Source organism: Bacteroidota bacterium (assembly GCA_016711505.1).
Taxonomy (GTDB): domain Bacteria; phylum Bacteroidota; class Bacteroidia; order AKYH767-A; family 2013-40CM-41-45; genus JADKIH01.
In genome coordinates this window covers 1-18,468 of the sequence record JADJSV010000008.1, presented here as the reverse complement: position 1 = coordinate 18,468, position 18,468 = coordinate 1, and the positions used below count along the sequence as shown (strand labels likewise).

Here is an 18,468-nt window from a genome sequence, read left to right as displayed (position 1 = left end):
AAATTCAGATACAAATGAAATTTAAATTAGTGCTGTCATACGTAGTTTGTTTGCTTTCATTACAAACAAATTTCGCACAGCAGACATTCGATATTCACATACAACCATCAACAATAACAAGTGCTCCGAAAATTCACAGCGGAGCATTTGCTGTTCATAATGGTAAGTGGATCTTTCTTGGTGGAAGAATTGATGGTTTGCATATCATGCAGGCAAATCAGGCATTCCCTACATTTGGCAGAAATGATTCTGTTTTTGTTGTAGACCCTGTGACTGATACGTATCAGGCTGCATCTGTTGCACAACTTCCATTTATCATATACGAAGCACTTGGTTCTTCCAATATGCAATCCTATCAGAAGGACAATCATCTTTATATGATCGGTGGTTATGGAAAATCAGATTCAAGCGGTGTATATACCACTTTCCCTTCATTGATCTCCATTGACCTTGATTGTCTGATCTCAAATGTTTCAGGAGGAAGTTCGATAAATACATGTTTCCGTCAATTGCTGGATACTAATCTTGCTGTGTCGGGCGGTGAACTTGAGAAAATTGATTCAACATACTATCTTGTCTTTGGACACTATTTCCATGGTGCTTATGCTGAAACTCCGCAGATCAGTCCGTTCGTTCAGAGATATACGCATGAGATCCGTAAGTTTAATATCAATGACGATGGAGTGAATTTGTCTATCTCAAATTATACTGCTATTCAGGACACAAATATTTTCCACCGTCGCGATTACAATCTGGTGCCGCAAATTTATCCTTCCGGTGAATTTGGAATGACAGCATTTGGCGGAGTGTTTCAGAAAAATGCAAACCAGCCTTTTCTGACACCCATCGATATCACTTCAACGAATGTTCAGCATCAATCTTCTTTCAATGAAAATCTGAATCAGTACACAACTGCGACATTGCCGGTATATGATTCCATCAATAATTATATGCATACACTGTTTTTTGGAGGAATGAGTTTGTATACATTAGACACTGCAACAAATGTGCTTATTCAGGATACACTTGTGCCTTTCATTCAGTCTATAAGTAAAGTTACCCGCGATAATGTCGGTGGATTAACAGAATATCAAATGGCGGAATCTATGCCGGGATATCTGGGAACAAATTCATTTTTTATTCCTGATAGTAGTGTAAGATATCTGGAAGGTGGGATCCTTGATCTCAATTCAATCAGCGGTAACCAAAGAGTAGGATATATTATAGGTGGAATCCAAAGTGATGCTCCGAATATTGCGAATCTGGATCCCTTTGGAATGAGTCGTCCAAGTGCAACTGTCTATGAAGTTTTAGTTGATAAAACTAATTCTGATGTTCGCGAAATTGAAGTAAACAATAATATCAATAATCTTATTGTTTATCCGAATCCTGTTTCTAAAATTCTGAATATTGATTTCTCTGTACCTAATACTACGAATTGTGAAGTTGCATTGTATTCTCTCAAAGGTAAATTGGTAAAGTCAATTTTGAGTGAGACAATTCAGAAAGGTGTTAAACATATTTCATTTTCTGTCGAAGGAGTGAAGAGTGGAGTTTATCTGTGTAAGATCTCGACACCGATTGCTAAGAAAGTAGTTAAGGTCATTGTAGAATAATTTCTGCGAAAATCTGCGGTACTCTGCGGGAAGTAAATACAGCATAATATTTCCCGCAGAGTTGCGCAGAATACGCAGAAAAACCGCAGAAATTCCTGCGGAATTAAACAAAAATATTAATTTATAATTTATTATTAAATAGTGATTGTATAAGTTAATTAATCAAAGATTATTTAATCTCGAAGAGATCTCTGCGGCTTTTCTGCGTGTTCTTCGCACTCTGCGGGAAATAAAAATTGTTTAATTTTTCCCGCTGACTCAATCAGAATTATTTAGGCGCGATCTTCATTAGATAAACTGCAATAATCGCATAAATAAAATTCGGAATCCAGACAGCGATCAATGGCGGAATGGATCCATTAATCGCAAATGTATTACTGAATTGTTGAAAGAGAATGTAGGTAAAGCTCAGAAAAATTCCGAAGCCCAACTGAACACCAATTCCACCTCTGACTTTTTTACTTGAAAGCGAAACACCGATCAGCATAAGGATAAAAGTCGAAAAAGGAACGGCGATCCGTCTGTACTTTTCAATCATATAGGTGCTTACATTTTGAGAACCTTGATCATTTTCTTCTTTGATAAACCGGTTTAACGTTGGAGTATCCATTGCATCGATAATATTCAACCTGCGTTTGAAATCCGTTGGCTTGATCGAAAGTACTGTATCCATTCTTTTTCCGCTTCGCAAAGATTCACGGAAACCATCGATCGTCCGGATATAGTAATTCTCAATTCTCCACTTTGATGTTGTGCTGTCCCAAACGATCCGGTCTGAATTCAGAAACCAGTTTCGTTTTCCGTTTTCAATTCGTTCGAGAGAAAAACGATAACCGACATTTTCTGCATTGTTATAACCTTCCAGGTACATGAATACACCCGGACTGATCTGCCGGTGCAGATTTCTGTCCTTGAACTCTACGGGATTTTTTATATACTGATTTTCAAATTCAAGTTTTATTTTATTTGAATGTGGAATTACCCAGCCGTTGAAATAAAATGACAAGGAAGCTAGAAAAGTGGCAGCAATGAAGTAGGGGAAGAGTAATCTCCGGAAACTTATTCCGCTGTTGAGGATTGCAACGATCTCTGTATTGGCGGCCATTTTTGCCGTAAAAAAGATAACGGATATAAAGACAAACAAAGGCGCAAACAAATTTGCGAAATATGGAATGAAATTAAAATAGTAGTCGAACACAATTGCATGAAAAGGTGCCTTGCGTTCAATAAAATCATCCAGCTTCTCCGATATGTCAAAGATCACCGCAATCACAATGATCAATGCCAGCGAAAAGAAAAACGTTCCGAGGAATTTTTTTATTATGTATTTGTCTAGTATTTTCAAATTGGTAAGTGGTTACTTTTATTTTCGTTTTTCGTGAATCGTAATCGTGAATCGAATGTCGTTGTAGATAATCTGGTACTTAGTCTAAGCATTCCAACCAATCCGAAATCCGCATTCCGCATTCCGAAATTTTTCACTTTTCATTGAATACTACATTTTCCTGCCAAGCTTCGAAACCATCTCATTCTTCCATGAAAGAAACGTTCCTTCCAGTATCTTTGTTCTTGCTTCCGTAACAAGCCAAAGATAGAAAGCAAGATTGTGAAGTGTGCATATTTGTGCTGCAAGAATTTCTTTACTGATTACTAAATGGCGAACATATGCTTTTGAATAATAAGAATCAACATATGAAGTTCCGGATTCATCTAATGGTGAATTGTCGTCTTTCCATTTTTCATTTCGCATATTCATGATTCCATTCTGCGTGAATAACGTACCATTACGTGCATTTCTTGTTGGCATAACACAATCAAACATATCAATTCCAAGTGCAATGCTTTCAAGGATGTTAATTGGAGTTCCAACACCCATCAGGTAACGCGGTTTGTCTTCAGGTAATATCGCGCAGACTGATTCTGTCATTTCGTACATCATCTCTGCAGGCTCACCAACAGAAAGTCCACCGATGGCATTTCCATCTCGCCCCTGCGCTGCAATGAATTCAGCTGACTGCAACCGAAGGTCTTTGTAAACACTTCCCTGAACGATGGGAAACAATGTTTGCTTATGGCCATACAAAGGCTCTGTTTTATCTACATGATCGCAACATCTCTTCAACCAACGATGTGTCATCTCCATACTTTTCTTTGCATATCGATGATCGCACGGATATGGAGTACATTCATCAAAAGCCATGATGATATCTGCTCCAATCACTCTTTGTATGTCCATGGCATATTCAGGTGAAAAGAAAAGCTTTGAACCATCGATATGACTGGAAAACGACACCCCTTCTTCCTTGATCTTCCGGCGGTCGGCCAGAGAATAGACCTGATACCCGCCACTATCAGTCAGAATCGGACGGTCCCAATTGATGAACTTATGCAATCCACCGGCCTTTTGCAATACATCCAAACCCGGTCGGAGAAACAGGTGATAAGTGTTACCTAAGATGATCTGTGCTTTTATATCTTCCTTGAGTTCATGCTGATGCACAGCTTTCACCGTACCTCCGGTTCCGACAGGCATGAAGATCGGAGTATGAATTTTTCCGTGATCAGTTGTAATTTCACCGGCGCGGGCTTTGGTTTGCTCGTCCGATTTCAAGAGTTTAAATTTCATTTCTGATTAACAATCTTACGTTAATATCTCGCCAAATATAAACACTTTGATATGAACGGCACTTTTACATTTGTAGGAATCGCAATTCTTTACCGGATTCTTTAAATTCTGCATGACACACCTTACTAACGACCTTACGGGCGTACTTTTTATTTTATTAGTGGTAACGGCTGTTATTCAGCTTGTTTACTACTGGATATTTTTCCGTCGACTAGCTTTTTATAAGTATGATCAGGTAACGGGTGGACCGCATCCAGTATCAGTAATTATATGTGCAAAGAACGAAGTAATACGGTTGAGAAAATATTTACCTGCTGTTTTAGAACAAGCTTATCCTGATTTTGAAGTGATCGTTGTGAATGATTGTTCATGGGATGAAACCGATGAATATCTGGAGTCGTTGACATCGCAATACTCCGGTCTGAAAATCGTTACACTTAAAGAACAGGAAAAGTACAGACATGGTAAAAAGTTTGCGCTTACATTAGGAATCAAGGCTGCGAAGAATGAATACTTGTTATTCACAGATGCAGATTGTATACCTGCAAGTAAGAATTGGTTGTCGCTCATGCAACGTCACTTTGCAAGAAATACAGAGATCATTTTAGGATACGGACCTTATCAGAAGGAATCCGGATTTTTAAATAAGCTGATTCGCTACGATACATTTTACATTGCCATGCAGTATCTCTCTGCTGCACTTGGTAAAAATCCATAAATGGGTGTAGGAAGGAATCTGGCTTATAAGAAAGATCTCTTCTTCAGAACAAAAGGATTTGCAAAACATAACCACATTTTATCGGGAGATGATGATCTTTTCATCAATGAAAATGCAACTTCTCAGAATACTTCTGTGGAATTAGACCCTGAATCTTTCACTTTTTCAGAAGCGAAAAAAACTTTTGGTGATTGGTTTTCACAAAAAAAACGGCACATGAGTACAGCAGGGCATTATAAAGGCTCTCATAAGTTCTTTTTATTCATGAATTCTTGCAGTTCTTTACTCTTCTATATGTTGCTGATTGCCTTGTTAATACTGCGTTTCGAGTGGAAATTACTTTTATCTTTGTACGCAGGAATGTTACTCTTACGATTACCAATTGTATACTCATGCTCTAAGCGTCTAAAAGAAAATGATCTTCTCTGGTCGTTTCCACTTCTAGAGATCGTTCATATTGTATTGCAGCCTCTCTTTTATATTGCTAACGTCTTCACAAAACAAAAAACATGGAAGTAAACCCAAATCTCTCCGAGAAAGCACAGATCGACTATAAACTAGTCCAGATGGCCGTTAAAGGCGATCAAAAAGCTTATGCGGAATTAATGCAGCGCTATAAAGATTCGATTTACTTCATGCTGTTGAAGATGGTAAACAACCGTGATGATGCCGACGATCTTACTATCGAAGCATTTGGAAAGGCTTTCAAAAATCTTCATCAGTATACACCTGATTTTGCATTCAGCACATGGCTGTTCAAGATCGCTACCAATAACTGTATCGATTTCATTCGTCGTAAAAGAAAATTCACTTTCTCTATCGATAAGAATATGGAGAATGACAGCGGACAGGAAATGCAATTTGAAATAAAATCTCCTATGCTTGATCCGGAAGAGAAGATGATCAAGAAGCAGAAAGCAATCCTGATGCGCGATGTAGTTGAAAAGTTGAAACCACGTTACAAACGATTAGTTGAATTAAGATATTTCCAGGAACGTTCTTACGAAGAGATCGCTGACGAATTAAAACTTCCTCTGGGTACCGTAAAGGCCCAGCTTTTCAGAGCACGGGAGTTTTTGTATCAGATCCTGAAGAATCAGGAGGAGCAGATTTGAACTTGTCGTTCGAGACTCTTATTTCGAATAACGAGTCTCGGACTACTAAAAATATGAGTAAAAATCATCGCGCTATCATAGAAAAACCAGAAAGGGAAAATTTGATCCCTAATTTTCAATTGAATTGGATTACGATTTTTGCTTTTCACTTGACTTCAGTACCTAAAAAAATCACTTTTGATTCATTAAGGTTTTCAGCATTGAAAACAAAAATTATTTTTGCTTAAGGTAATTTCGAACAATTTCCCAAGCTAACCCCAAATCAATCTAACCAGTTTGAACAGCATTGAAAGTATTTATCAGTAACTGGAATGAAAGGTTAATGTTATTTCGAGGAAGGATATGGATGCGTTTTATACTCATCATATTCTGCATTCTCTGGCAATTGCAAAACTGATTTCATTAAAACCCGGTACTTCTGTTCTGGATGTTGGAACCGGCGGTGGCTTTCCGGGGATTCCCTTTAGCAATACTTTTTCCTGAAGTCAGGTTTTATCTGGTCGATTCAATTGGCAAAAAGATCACGGTCGTTAACGAAGTTGTTAAAGGTATCGGACTGACCAATGTTTCTGCAGAAAAGAACAGGGCAGAAGATCTTAATATGAAAGTCGATTTTGTTGTCAGCAGGGCAGTGGCGCCGATAAAAGATATTGTACATTGGACTTCCAAACTAATCAAAAAAGGCGGTAATAATGACCTTCAGAATGGCTGGATCTTGTTGAAAGGCGGGGATTTAGCGCAGGAGATCAAGGATTCCGGGCGTTCGGCGGATGAGTTCGAAATTAGCAATTGGTTTAAGGATGAGTTTTTTGAAACGAAGAAGATTGTTTATATAACTTACTGATTTTCAATTTTATAATAAAAAATAAAACACTAAGGTCACTAAGTTTTTAGCACAAGAGCACTGAAGTGAAACGTCTTCTTATCTGTGTTCTTGTGTTAAATTTTAATGTTCTAAGTGTTGAAAATTTTTATTGTTATTTTGGATGAAAAATAATTCAATTGTTTGGTGCATATAAAATAAATCTTACCTTTGCCGTCCTGTTTTTAGAGTAAATACTGAATAATATGAAAAGGACATTCCAACCTTCGACCCGAAGAAGAAAAAATAAACATGGTTTCCGTGCCCGTATGGCCACAGCTAACGGACGTAGAATCTTATCTGCACGTCGCAGAAGAGGACGTAAGAAACTTACTGTTTCCAGCGAAAAGAACAATAAATAATTCTCTATACCTATTTTTGTTGAACGATGCCGGCTCTTGTGGTCAGCATCGTTTTTTTTTCTGCGGTTTTTCTGCGTATTCTGCGCAATTCTGCGGGAAATAATAAGCGTGATTTCTTTCCCGCAGAATTGCGCAGAATACGCAGAAAAACCGCAGATTTTAAATCCGTATTTATACTTCAATATTTGATCAACTCCGCAATCGCTGCAAGATTTTTCTCAGAGATCAACTGATGCCCCGTCGGCAAAACATGCACAGTACAATTTTTCCCTAAACCCGATTTGAATTTTTGTCCAAGTGAGGGCGGCATTAAAACATCATGCTTTCCGAAGAAGAGATCGACCTTTGTGTTGTTTGCAATAATCTTCTTCACTTCTGAAAGATCAGGAATTATATAACGATAGATCATCCAGCCATTGTAAACTTTATCCCGACGCAACTGATTCTCTAATGAATATTTCAAAAACCGGATCTTCTTTTCATCAAGTAATTTTATTTTCTTTAATCCATTTCCAAATGCAATCAAACGATGCGGATCTTTGATCACTCTTTCAAAAAGTTTTTTGCCGAAATAATTTCTTGTCACAAAACGATACATCGTTGTCGGTTTCAATCCGTCGGGTGCAAGTAAGATCAAACGATCAATCCGTTCTGACATGAACTGATAAAGCGTAAGCGCCACTCTTCCACCCAGACTGAATCCCATAACATCATATTTCTCTGCGGGGAATTTGTCCATTAACATTTTGTGAATGTCTTTGAATTGCTCAACGTCTAATCCGGTCTCAACCGATTTCATTGAAGCTTTGCTGGACCCATGAAAAAACAAATTCACAGAAATTAGCGTGTAGTCCGGAAGTTCATTACTTAGTGGCTCGAATTCAGTGGCTTCGTTGTCAAATCCATGGAATATGATCATTTTCTTCTGACCATTTCCATAGGTGAAAATCTCTAATATTTTATCGTCAAGCTGGATTTCTGTACGCACGGGGTGAAATTAGTCCTTTTTTTGGCACTCAAATTTGTTTCCCGCAGAATTGCGCAGAATACGCAGAAAAACCGCAGAAAATTTTACATCGCAGATGTTAGGTAGCCATCAATCCGAAATCCGCAATCCGAAATTAAAAGTCGTTCATTATTTCAACTAATTGTCAATAACATTCTCTCGACAAAACAAACAAAACCCGTACTTTTGCCTGACTTTTTTCGCCCAAAAGCAGGGAAGTCTCTAACCTTCTAACATTCAGTTATGCCAAGAGATAATTCCATCAAATCTATACTCATTATTGGAAGTGGTCCTATCATCATCGGACAAGCCTGTGAATTCGATTATGCGGGGTCTCAGGCTTCGCGCTCGCTCCAGGAAGAAGGCATTGAAGTGACTCTCATCAATTCCAATCCGGCTACGATCATGACCGATAAGGTCACAGCTGATAATGTTTATCTGAAACCACTGACACGTAAATCGATCATTGAGATCCTGGAAAAACATAAGATCGATGCTGTGTTGCCGACAATGGGTGGGCAAACTGCTCTCAATCTAGCGATTGAATGCCAGAAGTCGGGGATCTGGGATCGTTATGGTGTAAAAATGGTTGGTGTCGATATCGACGCGATCAACATGACGGAAGACCGGGAGAAGTTTCGTTTGCGAATGCTTCAACTTGGTGCAGGTGTTTGTAAAGGCAGAACAGCTACTTCTTTTCTTGAAGGTAAAGAGATCGCACAGGAAATTGGGTTTCCATTGGTGATTCGTCCTTCGTTTACACTTGGTGGAACCGGCGGAGGATTCGTTCACACAAAAGAAGAATTCGATACAGCATTGAATCGTGGACTACATGCTTCGCCTTTGCATGAAGTGTTGATCGAACAATCGATCAGCGGCTGGAAAGAATTTGAATTGGAATTGCTTCGCGATACTGCGGGAAATGTCATCATCATTTGTTCGATAGAGAATTTCGATCCGATGGGAATTCATACCGGTGATTCAATTACTGTTGCTCCTGCAATGACACTCTCTGATGTTACTTATCAGAAAATGCGTGACCTTGCTATCAAATGCATGAATGGAATCGGAAATTTTGCAGGTGGTTGTAACATTCAGTTTTCTGTGAATCCGAATAACGAAGAAGACATCATCGTAATTGAGATCAATCCTCGTGTATCTCGGTCTTCTGCTCTCGCATCGAAAGCAACCGGATATCCGATCGCAAAGATCGCATCCAAACTTGCTATCGGTTATAATCTTGATGAATTAAAAAATCAGATCACAAAAAATACTTCTGCATTCTTTGAACCGACACTTGATTATGTGATCGTAAAAGTTCCGCGCTGGAATTTTGATAAGTTCGTCGGAACTGATCGTCACCTCGGATTGCAAATGAAATCAGTCGGTGAAGCGATGGGAATCGGAAGAAGTTTCCAGGAGGCTTTGCAAAAGGCTTGTCAATCGCTCGAGATCAAACGTAACGGTCTGGGTGCCGACGGCCGCGAGATCCGCGACCAGGAAGAAATCCTCGACAGTCTGGAACGTCCGAGATGGAATCGTTTGTTCCATATCTACGATGCTTTCAAACTTGGAATTGGTTTTAACACCATTCAAAAGCTGACCAAGATCGATCCATGGTTCTTGAGACAGATCGAAGATCTTATTCAGCTTGAAAAAGAAATTGAAAAATATACTGTAGAAAATATTCCGCGCGACCTTTTGATGGAAGCGAAGAAAAAAGGTTATGCCGACAGACAAGTTGCACATTTACTTCGTTGTCTTGAAAGTCAGGTTTTCAAAAAACGTGGAGAATTAAATATTCGTCGTGTCTGGAAGCTGGTTGATACATGCGCTGCTGAATTTGAAGCAAAGACTCCTTACTACTATTCTACATTTGATGAAGAGAATGAAAGTGTCAGCTCTGATAAAAAGAAAGTGATCATTCTTGGTTCCGGTCCGAATCGTATCGGACAAGGAATTGAATTCGATTACAGTTGTGTGCATGGTGTTTTTGCTGCGAAAGAAGCGGCTATGAAACGATCATGATCAATTGCAATCCGGAAACTGTTTCGACAGATTTTGATATTGCCGACAAACTTTATTTTGAACCGGTTTTCTGGGAACACATCTATAAGATCATTGAACATGAAAAACCGTACGGTGTTATTGTTCAGTTGGGTGGACAAACTGCTTTGAAACTTGCAGAGAAGTTAAATAAATATGGAATTAAAATTATAGGTACAAGTTACGAATCACTTGATCTTGCAGAAGACAGAGGAAGATTCTCAACTTTGTTGAAAGATCTTGGAATCCCTTATCCAAAGTTTGCTGTTGTTGAAAATGCAGATCAGAGTGTGGAGCTGTCAAAGGATCTTGGATTTCCATTGCTTGTTCGACCATCCTATGTCTTGGGCGGACAAAGCATGAAGATCGTGATCAATGAAGAAGAACTGGAAAGTCATGTGATCAAAATTTTACATGACATACCTGATAACAAAATTCTTCTCGATCATTTTTTGCAAAATGCAATAGAGGCGGAGGCTGATGCGATCTGCGATGGAGAAAATTCTTACATCATCGGAATGATGGAGCATATCGAACCTGCAGGAATTCACAGTGGTGATAGTAATGCAGTTTTACCACCATTTGATTTGAGCGATGGAGTTCTAAAACAGATTGAAGACATCACACAAAAATTGCAAAGGCAATGAAAGTGATAGGATTGATCAATATTCAGTTTGCCATCAAGGGTGAAAAAGTATATGTGATCGAAGCCAATCCGCGCGCATCACGGACAGTTCCTTTCATTGCAAAGGCATACGATGAACCATATGTTAACTATGCGACAAAAGTTATGCTCGGTGAAAACAAAGTCAAAGACTTCAAATTCATCCTAAGAAAATTGGTTATGCAATAAAAGTCCTGGTATTCTCATTCGACAAATTTCTTGATGTAAACAAAGAACTCGGCCCTGAAATGAAATCGACCGGCGAAGCGATTTACTTCATCGATGATCTTGAAGATGAATTTTTCCAGAAGATCTATTCAGAACGTAATCTATATCTCTCAAGATAATTATAAAGAGTCATGCTAAAGTTTATTTTAATAGTCATTGTTTTAATGTTGCTTTTCAGAGCACTCAGAAAATTTATTTTCTTCAGTGCACATAATGCTTTCAATCAGGCAGCACAGGATTTTATGAAACGTCAGGAAGCCCAGGACCGCCAACGTAAAGAAGAAGGTCGTGTGTATGTCGACACTAAAGCTCGCATTAATCCGAATGATAAGTTTGATGATTATGAGGAAGTGAAATAGAGGTTTCAGGTTTCAAGTTTCAGGTTTCAGGTTTGTTAGTGCTGGGGTGTAGTCTGCAGACTACACCCCAGCACTAATAAAACTTGGAACCTGAAACCTGCCAACTTTTTAACCCTTTTCTTGAAGTTGTTGCCCCTTTCTAATACCTGATAATTTCCTATATTCGCTTCAAATTTTAAGGAAAATCCATGAAAAAATACCTGCCACACGTTGTTGCAATATTGGCTTTTATTGTCATCACTTTTCTATACTTCGCTCCGCTTTTGGGAGGTAAAGAACTCAAGCAGTCGGATATAGCCAACTGGCAGGGGATGTCGAAAGAGATCACTGACTTTCAGGAAAAAACCGGAGAATTTACTTACTGGACCAATTCAATGTTTGGCGGAATGCCGGGATATCAGATCTCTGCTGTCTATCCTTATATGATCGTGAAGTACATCGATAAGATAATTACTTTGGGATTGCCAACTCCGGCTAATTATCTGTTTCTGTTAATGGCAGGATTTTACTTTCTGTTACTGACACTTGGAGTTGATAGAAGGGTTGCAATTATGGGAGCAATTGGTTTTGCTTTCTCGTCCTACTTTTTAATTTTCATTGGGACTGGACATAATTCAAAAGCACATGCTATTGGATACATGGCTCCTGTCATTGCCGGTATCATTATGACATACCGAGGGCGGATCTTACTCGGCGCTTCTATTACCGGTTTAGCACTGGCATTAGAGCTTTATGCAAATCACTTGCAGATCACGTATTATCTGATGATGATCACTGTTCTTTTAGGTGGTGTATTTTTGTATGAAGCTAATTATTGGAAAAAAGCTAAAAGATTTTGCTAAAGCATCTGCATTATTGATTGTCGTTGCAGGATTAGCAGTCGCATCAAATATTACAAATCTTTGGGCTACTCAGGAATACGGTGAGCATTCAACACGCGGACCTTCAGAACTGACTGCAGATAAAGCAAATTTAACAACAGGACTTGATCGTGATTATATCACCGATTGGAGTTATGGGATAGGCGAGACGTTTACGTTTTTGATCCCGGATTTCAAGGGTGGAGCAAGTGAAGCTATTCAGACAAATAATAAAGATGTTTTAAAAAGTGTAGATTCAAACTATCGTCAATATGTGGGAAGTTTTGGTTCTTACTTCGGAGATCAACCTTTTACAGGTGGCCCTTTATACATAGGAGCAATTTTAGTTATGCTTTTTGTAGTAGGTCTTTTGATCATTCAAGGCCCATTGAAATGGTGGATCTTAATTTCAACGACCTTGTCAATTTTCTTGGGATGGGGAAAATATTTTATGTCGTTCACAAATTTTTTCCTCGATAATGTACCGGGATACGATAAGTTTCGTGCGGTAACAACTACTTTAGTTATTGCAGAATTTACAATTCCATTGATGGCTGTACTGGTAATAGACAAGCTTGTGAAGGATGAGAACTTTTTTGCTACCTACCGCAAGAAACTTTTAATAGGCATGGGTGTGGTGATAGGTTTTGTTTTACTTGTAAAACTTTCGCCGGGCACTTTTACGCGACTTTATACTGACAGAGAATATGACCAGGTATCTGCATCAGTGAAAGGTCAGCAAAACGCCTCTCAGATCGTCGATGAATTCTTTGCTGCAGTTTCAACAGCCCGTGAAGAGATCGTTAGCAGTGATGCCGGAAGAAGTCTGATATTACTGATACTTTCAGGTGCATTGATCTATGGATTTGCAAGATATCGCTTCAAAAAAGAATTTCTGATCTATGGATTGATCGTTCTTATTGCAATCGATTTAATTGGTGTAGATCGCCGGTATGTCGATTCGGATTCGTTTGTAAAAAAATCAGTGAACAGCACACCATTCCCTGAAACTCTGGCCGATCAAAGTATCAAACAGGATCCGACGCTGAGTTACCGTGTATTAAATCTTGCTGCGAATACTTTCAACGATGCGAGTACTTCTTATTATCACCAGTCGATAGGTGGGTATCATGGAGCCAAGTTAAAAAGATACAAAGAGCTGATAGATTACAGACTCACTCCCGAGATGTCTTCTTTGAGAAGTGCCTTACAAAAACCGGACTCATCATTTCAACAGATCATTGGCGGACAATCGGCTCTGAATATGTTGAATACAAAATACATTATTTATAATCCTGAAACACAACCATTGGTTAATCCGGGAGCTCTGGGTAATGCGTGGTTTGTAAGCGAAGTTAAGATCGTTCCAAATGCTGATGCTGAAATTGCAGCTCTGAATAATTTTAATCCGAAAACAACTGCTATCGTTGATCAGCGTTTCTCAGATAAAGTTACCGGTATCAATGTGGTAAATGATTCTTCATCTGCGATAAAGCTGACTTCATATAAACCCAATCATCTGACCTACGAAACAAATTCGTCGGGTGACCATCTGGCTGTTTTTTCAGAGATCTATTATGATGAAGGCTGGAATGCTTATGTTGATGGTAAAAAAGTTGACTATGTGCGTGCAGATTATGTTTTACGTGCAATGAAAATTCCTGCAGGTAAGCATCAGGTTGAATGGAAATTTGAGCCGGAAGTAGTTGCAACAGGAGGAATGGTCAGTCTGGCAGGTTCAATTTTATTGATTCTGTTTTTTCTTGGTGTTGTATACAAAGAGATTCAATCGGCTAAAAAAGCGGAGTAGAATTTGAAGAAGGTTCTGATCATTACTTATTATTGGCCACCAAGTGGAGGTGCAGGAGTTCAGCGTTCTTTGAAGTTCGTGAAGTATCTGCCTGAATTTGGAATTGAACCGATAGTTATTACTGTTGACCGGAACCAGGCCACTTATCCCATTTTAGATGAAAGTTTGTTGAAAGAAGTAAAAGAGAATGTACGTGTAATCCGTACACGTTCCTTCGAACCATTAAAAATACTTTCTGCATTAAAAGGAAAAGATACAATTCCGCACGGGGGATTTGCAAATAATAATAAAGAAACGATCACACAGAAAACGCTTCGGTTTATAAGGGGGAATTTTTTTCTGCCGGATGCCAGATTAGGTTGGGTACGCTTTGCTGTTAAAGCTGCATCTGATATCATTGAAAAAGAAAAAGTGGATACTGTATTTATTTCTTCGCCGCCGCATAGCAGTCAGCTTATCGGACTGGAATTAAAAAAGAAGTATAAGATCCGCTGGATAGCAGATATGCGGGATCCATGGACAGACATCTATTACTATCATGATCTACTTCATACAAAGTATGCAGCAAAACGTGACGCAGTATATGAGCGACAAGTTCTTGAAAATGCAGATGAAGTAATAAGTGTGAGTGATCCGATCAATAAATTATTCCTTGCGAAATCAGAGAAACCCGGCGGAGAAATTTCATGTTATACCGAATGGGTTTGACGAAAGCGATTTTCAAACAGAGATTCAGGTTTCTAAAGAAGAATTTGTTATCACTTATGTTGGAACTATTGCGGACAATTATAGTCCCGGAATTGCGTTTAAAAGTGATCAGAAAATTCATAGACGAACATCCCGGGCTAAAAGTAGTTTTGCAAATGGTCGGTTCCTCAAGTTCAATTATACGAAAGTTAGTCGATGAAAATGGGTTAAGTTCTAATTCAGTTTTTATTGAACATGTTGATCATCAGAGTGCCGTAAACTTTATGCAATCTGCAGCCATCTTATTACTTTTTATTCCGGATATTGCCGGTTCCGAAGGTATTCTGACAGGTAAATTATTCGAATATATTGGTAGTGGCAGACCAATACTTGGACTTGGTCCTTTATCCGGATCTGCAGCAACTATACTGAAGTCGACAAATGCAGGACAAATGTTTGATCGTAATGAACCTGATCAAATACTTAATTTTATAAATATGAACTTTGAAAATTGGAAATCAGGTTATATTTATAATAGTAATGAAACATCGAAGCAAAAGTACACCAGAAAAAGTCAGACTGCAGAATTGGTGAAAATTTTATTAGGCTAATATGCTATGAAGGTATATATACATCCTGAGATAACCGGACTAAAAATATATCAGTATACTTTAGTTTTGATCGCAGTAAATAGGGGAATTGAGATTGATTTTGTTGAAAATCCAAATGAAGCAAATGTAATTTTGTCTTATGGGAATAATTCAGAAATAAAAATTTCGAAAAAATTTTATTCAGATCTGATAAACGGTATATTCAATCATGAAAACCATTTTAAAAATGATTGTTTTATAAAAAATGAGTTTGGCGAAATAGATTATTTGTCTACTATTTTTTTTGTGTAAATTCAATTCAGGAATACAAAGCTCCCTCAGATGATTTTTTAGGAAGATCTGAATTCAAAAATAGTTATCAAGAAAAATTCAGTAACATTAAAATTAATCATGTGCAGAATTGCATTGATTCATTTGTCAGAAGCAATGTAAAAATTTCTAACGAAATTAAAACTCGTGAAAAATCCGGTTTCGTTTTAACTCGCGATATTGATAGCGTATATGGATCAATTAAGGAAGATGGAATGTTTGCTTTGAAAAAGTGGCTTCGTTGACTTTATTTCTTTGTCTTTCAGACATATCATTGGTCGTGCAGATTGGTTGAATTTTGAAAAGATAATGAAAATTGAAAGTGAGTATGAATTTAAATCGATTTTTTATTGGTTGCTGAAAAAGATAAGATGAATGCAGATTATTCATTTAAGAGTAAGAAATTGCAACGATATTATTCAATTGTGAAAACAGGAGGTTTTGAATCGGGCCTCCATAAAAGTTTGAGGCCTGATAGCATTAACGATGAATTAGAATTGATGGAAAAGGGATAGATTCAAATCGTTTTCATTTTCTCAATTTTACACTGCCTGAAGGTTATAACCAAATTGAGAGGTCTGAAATTAAAATTGATCTTTCTTTGGGATTTACTGAAGAATATGGATTCAGGAATAATATGGCCTGCCTTTCATTCCTTATAATCTGAAAGAAGATCGGCCCTTCAGTTTTCTTGAAGTTCCTATGCATATTATGGATAGAACATTTTTCAGAGACAGGTTAGATGTTGATGATGTTTCAAAGGAATTAATAATGTGGTTTAATGAAAATCTGAATAACTCGGTTTTTTGTCTGAACTTTCATAATAATTTCTTTTCCGAATTTAAATATCGTGGCTACATTAAATTATATAAATCGTTGTTATCTTATTTCAAAGAAACAGGACTGACTTGTTATGATCTAAATCAATTGAAAGTTGATTATTATATTCCTCAATATAATTTATTGTCAAATTTAAAGTGATGATATTTTGAAAATACTCATTCTTGACGCACAAAATCAAAATACCCTGGCCATAGTAAGGCATCTTGGTGAGAAGGGTTATTTTGTAAATGTTGCAGGAAGCAAATCCGCATCATTGTCATTTTACTCAAAATATGTTATTAAAAAGATCATTCTTCCTGATCCGAAAAAAAACGGTAAAAGCTACATTGATGCATTAATTAAAGAACTGTCAGAAAATAAATATGATGTTCTGATGCCGGTTGGTTTCAAAAGTTATCAATTATGTGCAGAAAGTCAGAATGAAATCAGAAAGTATACACACTTAGTAGTTACTTCTTATTCCAATATTGAATTAGCATCTGATAAAGTTTTGACATATCAGCTTGCACGTTCGTTAAATGTTCCTTGTCCGGTCACATATCAGATTGAAGCAGCGAATAATTTTCGAAGATAAAGAAATAGTTTTTCCTGTGGTCATCAAAAGCTCCTTTGAATCAGGTAAGAATATTGTAGAATATATGCATAGAAGCATAACCAGGCAGTGGAGATTTTTAGTAAAATGAAATCATCTCTTAATGGCGTTAGTCCTATTGTGCAAAAATATGTTTCAGGTGACGGGTATGGATTTTTTGCCTATTACAAAGACGGCAAATGCATTAAATATTTTATGCATCACCGCATTCGTGAATATCCTGTAACAGGTGGAGCAAGCGTTTGCGCTGAGAGTTTTTCTGACGACAAATTGAAAGAAACCGGTATGCTTTTGGATCATTTGAAATGGAATGGTGTAGCAATGGTAGAATTTAAAAAGGACAATACGGATGGCAAATATTATCTGATGGAGATTAATCCTAAATTCTGGGGTTCGCTTGAACTGGCATTATGTTCTGAGTCGATTTCGGAATATATCATAATGGAACAAAGGGGGAGAGGTAATCCCTGCTATTAATTTATATAAGGAAAAAGTCGTTTTTCAATGGATTTTGAATGGTGAATTGTTCCATTTTCTCGAAAGACCATCTTCATTTCTAAGAATTATCAAACGATGTTAATTTCAAAGAAAGATTTCAGGTGGAGTGATATAAAACCGAACTTATTTCAATTTGTAAATATCTTTGTTCATTATTATAAAAATCACATCCAGGTAATGTTTGCAAATAGATTTTCATACTCATACTATTCCATTCTTATGACAGCTTGATGAAACCTGCCAGGATCCTGCATTTAGCAAAAGAAAGGGGCTTGAATGGGATTGTTATCAGTGACCATAATACTATCAAGGGTGGTCTGAATGTTCCGCTCTGAATATGGATTCAGACTTCAAAGTAATCGTTGGATCAGAAGTAAAAACTTCAGTAGGTGATATAACCGGGTTGAACTTCAAAAGAAGAAATAACTGCATATTATTTCAGTGAAGTAATTGAACAGATCAAAAAGCAAGATGGACTTGTTTTGCTGGTTCATCCATATTACCACCATAAGTTAAATGAGATCGATTACTCAACAATTGATCTGATAGAAGGGTATAACGCCAGAGTTCCTAAAGATAAAAATGAACTTGCAATTGCTCTTGCAAAGGAGACATAAGATCCCATTCGTCGCAGGTAGCGGATGCACATCTTTACA

18 protein-coding genes and 2 pseudogenes are annotated in these 18,468 nt (G+C 37.6%); 17 read left to right on the top strand and 3 right to left on the bottom strand.

The genetic code is table 11. From position 1 onward, the window contains the following. Positions 1 to 14 precede the first annotated feature (14 nt). Positions 15 to 1,616, top strand: coding sequence for a T9SS type A sorting domain-containing protein (locus tag IPL24_10285; GenBank protein MBK8364045.1), 1,602 nt, complete (start codon positions 15 to 17; stop codon positions 1,614 to 1,616). A gap of 268 nt (positions 1,617 to 1,884) precedes the next feature. Here IPL24_10285 and IPL24_10280 read toward each other — a convergent pair whose 3' ends face one another. After that, positions 1,885 to 2,961 (bottom strand): LptF/LptG family permease, encoded by a 1,077-nt coding sequence (locus IPL24_10280; GenBank protein MBK8364044.1) that lies wholly within the window; start codon positions 2,959 to 2,961, stop codon positions 1,885 to 1,887. A 150-nt stretch (positions 2,962 to 3,111) separates the two neighbouring features. Then, positions 3,112 to 4,242 (bottom strand): tRNA guanosine(34) transglycosylase Tgt, encoded by a 1,131-nt coding sequence (gene tgt / locus IPL24_10275; GenBank protein ID MBK8364043.1) that lies wholly within the window; start codon positions 4,240 to 4,242, stop codon positions 3,112 to 3,114. Positions 4,243 to 4,354: 112 nt separating this feature from the next. On the opposite strand from tgt, the gene IPL24_10270 reads away from it, so the two are divergent. From IPL24_10270 to rpmH, 5 genes and pseudogenes are all read left to right on the top strand, one after another. Continuing rightward, complete coding sequence (locus IPL24_10270; protein ID MBK8364042.1) at positions 4,355 to 4,960, top strand: glycosyltransferase; 606 nt, start codon at positions 4,355 to 4,357, stop codon at positions 4,958 to 4,960. Continuing rightward, a complete protein-coding gene (locus IPL24_10265) occupies positions 4,961 to 5,479 on the top strand; it encodes a hypothetical protein (GenBank protein MBK8364041.1) in 519 nt (172 codons plus the stop codon). Beyond that, the gene (locus IPL24_10260; GenBank protein ID MBK8364040.1) at positions 5,470 to 6,075 is read left to right on the top strand and encodes a sigma-70 family RNA polymerase sigma factor; all 606 of its coding nucleotides are present in this window, start codon (positions 5,470 to 5,472) and stop codon (positions 6,073 to 6,075) included. The genes IPL24_10265 and IPL24_10260 overlap by 10 nt, the downstream gene beginning before the upstream one ends. A 285-nt stretch (positions 6,076 to 6,360) precedes the next feature. Further along, a pseudogene (gene rsmG / locus IPL24_10255) lies at positions 6,361 to 6,919 on the top strand (16S rRNA (guanine(527)-N(7))-methyltransferase RsmG). 224 nt (positions 6,920 to 7,143) lie between these two features. Beyond that, the gene (gene rpmH, locus IPL24_10250; GenBank protein MBK8364039.1) at positions 7,144 to 7,299 is read left to right on the top strand and encodes a 50S ribosomal protein L34; all 156 of its coding nucleotides are present in this window, start codon (positions 7,144 to 7,146) and stop codon (positions 7,297 to 7,299) included. A 178-nt stretch (positions 7,300 to 7,477) separates the two neighbouring features. Here rpmH and IPL24_10245 read toward each other — a convergent pair whose 3' ends face one another. Continuing rightward, entirely contained in the window at positions 7,478 to 8,287 is an 810-nt protein-coding gene (locus IPL24_10245; protein ID MBK8364038.1) for an alpha/beta fold hydrolase, read from the bottom strand. Positions 8,288 to 8,548: 261 nt separating this feature from the next. On the opposite strand from IPL24_10245, the pseudogene carB reads away from it, so the two are divergent. The 11 genes and pseudogenes from carB (at position 8,549) to IPL24_10190 (ending at position 17,791) form a co-directional block, all read left to right on the top strand. Continuing rightward, a pseudogene (carB, locus tag IPL24_10240) lies at positions 8,549 to 11,362 on the top strand (carbamoyl-phosphate synthase large subunit). Between the two features lie 12 nt (positions 11,363 to 11,374). Then, positions 11,375 to 11,602 carry a hypothetical protein gene (locus tag IPL24_10235; GenBank protein ID MBK8364037.1) on the top strand — a complete coding sequence of 76 codons (228 nt, stop codon included), beginning with the start codon at positions 11,375 to 11,377 and terminating at the stop codon, positions 11,600 to 11,602. A 188-nt stretch (positions 11,603 to 11,790) separates the two neighbouring features. Then, positions 11,791 to 12,444, top strand: a complete 654-nt coding sequence (locus IPL24_10230; GenBank protein ID MBK8364036.1) for a hypothetical protein — start codon at positions 11,791 to 11,793, stop codon at positions 12,442 to 12,444. After that, the gene (locus IPL24_10225; protein ID MBK8364035.1) at positions 12,404 to 14,272 is read left to right on the top strand and encodes a YfhO family protein; all 1,869 of its coding nucleotides are present in this window, start codon (positions 12,404 to 12,406) and stop codon (positions 14,270 to 14,272) included. The genes IPL24_10230 and IPL24_10225 overlap by 41 nt, the downstream gene beginning before the upstream one ends. Positions 14,273 to 14,275: 3 nt before the next feature. Further along, positions 14,276 to 14,980: a hypothetical protein gene (locus tag IPL24_10220; GenBank protein ID MBK8364034.1), complete on the top strand. Its 705-nt coding sequence runs from the start codon at positions 14,276 to 14,278 to the stop codon at positions 14,978 to 14,980. Between the two features lie 104 nt (positions 14,981 to 15,084). Further along, positions 15,085 to 15,570, top strand: coding sequence for a hypothetical protein (locus IPL24_10215; protein MBK8364033.1), 486 nt, complete (start codon positions 15,085 to 15,087; stop codon positions 15,568 to 15,570). A 6-nt stretch (positions 15,571 to 15,576) separates the two neighbouring features. Then, a complete protein-coding gene (locus IPL24_10210) occupies positions 15,577 to 15,861 on the top strand; it encodes a hypothetical protein (GenBank protein ID MBK8364032.1) in 285 nt (94 codons plus the stop codon). 101 nt (positions 15,862 to 15,962) lie between these two features. After that, positions 15,963 to 16,124, top strand: coding sequence for a hypothetical protein (locus IPL24_10205; protein ID MBK8364031.1), 162 nt, complete (start codon positions 15,963 to 15,965; stop codon positions 16,122 to 16,124). 466 nt (positions 16,125 to 16,590) lie between these two features. Continuing rightward, the gene (locus tag IPL24_10200; GenBank protein MBK8364030.1) at positions 16,591 to 16,860 is read left to right on the top strand and encodes a hypothetical protein; all 270 of its coding nucleotides are present in this window, start codon (positions 16,591 to 16,593) and stop codon (positions 16,858 to 16,860) included. A gap of 7 nt (positions 16,861 to 16,867) precedes the next feature. Next, a complete protein-coding gene (locus IPL24_10195) occupies positions 16,868 to 17,296 on the top strand; it encodes a hypothetical protein (GenBank protein MBK8364029.1) in 429 nt (142 codons plus the stop codon). A 105-nt stretch (positions 17,297 to 17,401) separates the two neighbouring features. Further along, a complete protein-coding gene (locus IPL24_10190) occupies positions 17,402 to 17,791 on the top strand; it encodes a hypothetical protein (protein MBK8364028.1) in 390 nt (129 codons plus the stop codon). The last annotated feature ends 677 nt before the right edge of the window (positions 17,792 to 18,468 follow it).

What these genes read in the sequence shown, in the direction of transcription:
- IPL24_10285 (MBK8364045.1), top strand. Translation starts at nt 15, where the DNA reads ATGAAATTTAAATTAGTGCTGTCATACGTAGTTTGTTTGCTTTCATTA.
- tgt (MBK8364043.1), bottom strand. Translation starts at nt 4,242, where the DNA reads ATGAAATTTAAACTCTTGAAATCGGACGAGCAAACCAAAGCCCGCGCC.
- IPL24_10270 (MBK8364042.1), top strand. Translation starts at nt 4,355, where the DNA reads ATGACACACCTTACTAACGACCTTACGGGCGTACTTTTTATTTTATTA.
- IPL24_10265 (MBK8364041.1), top strand. Translation starts at nt 4,961, where the DNA reads ATGGGTGTAGGAAGGAATCTGGCTTATAAGAAAGATCTCTTCTTCAGA.
- IPL24_10260 (MBK8364040.1), top strand. Translation starts at nt 5,470, where the DNA reads ATGGAAGTAAACCCAAATCTCTCCGAGAAAGCACAGATCGACTATAAA.
- rpmH (MBK8364039.1), top strand. Translation starts at nt 7,144, where the DNA reads ATGAAAAGGACATTCCAACCTTCGACCCGAAGAAGAAAAAATAAACAT.
- IPL24_10235 (MBK8364037.1), top strand. Translation starts at nt 11,375, where the DNA reads ATGCTAAAGTTTATTTTAATAGTCATTGTTTTAATGTTGCTTTTCAGA.
- IPL24_10230 (MBK8364036.1), top strand. Translation starts at nt 11,791, where the DNA reads ATGAAAAAATACCTGCCACACGTTGTTGCAATATTGGCTTTTATTGTC.
- IPL24_10225 (MBK8364035.1), top strand. Translation starts at nt 12,404, where the DNA reads ATGAAGCTAATTATTGGAAAAAAGCTAAAAGATTTTGCTAAAGCATCT.
- IPL24_10210 (MBK8364032.1), top strand. Translation starts at nt 15,577, where the DNA reads ATGAAGGTATATATACATCCTGAGATAACCGGACTAAAAATATATCAG.
- IPL24_10200 (MBK8364030.1), top strand. Translation starts at nt 16,591, where the DNA reads ATGGATAGAACATTTTTCAGAGACAGGTTAGATGTTGATGATGTTTCA.
- IPL24_10190 (MBK8364028.1), top strand. Translation starts at nt 17,402, where the DNA reads ATGAAATCATCTCTTAATGGCGTTAGTCCTATTGTGCAAAAATATGTT.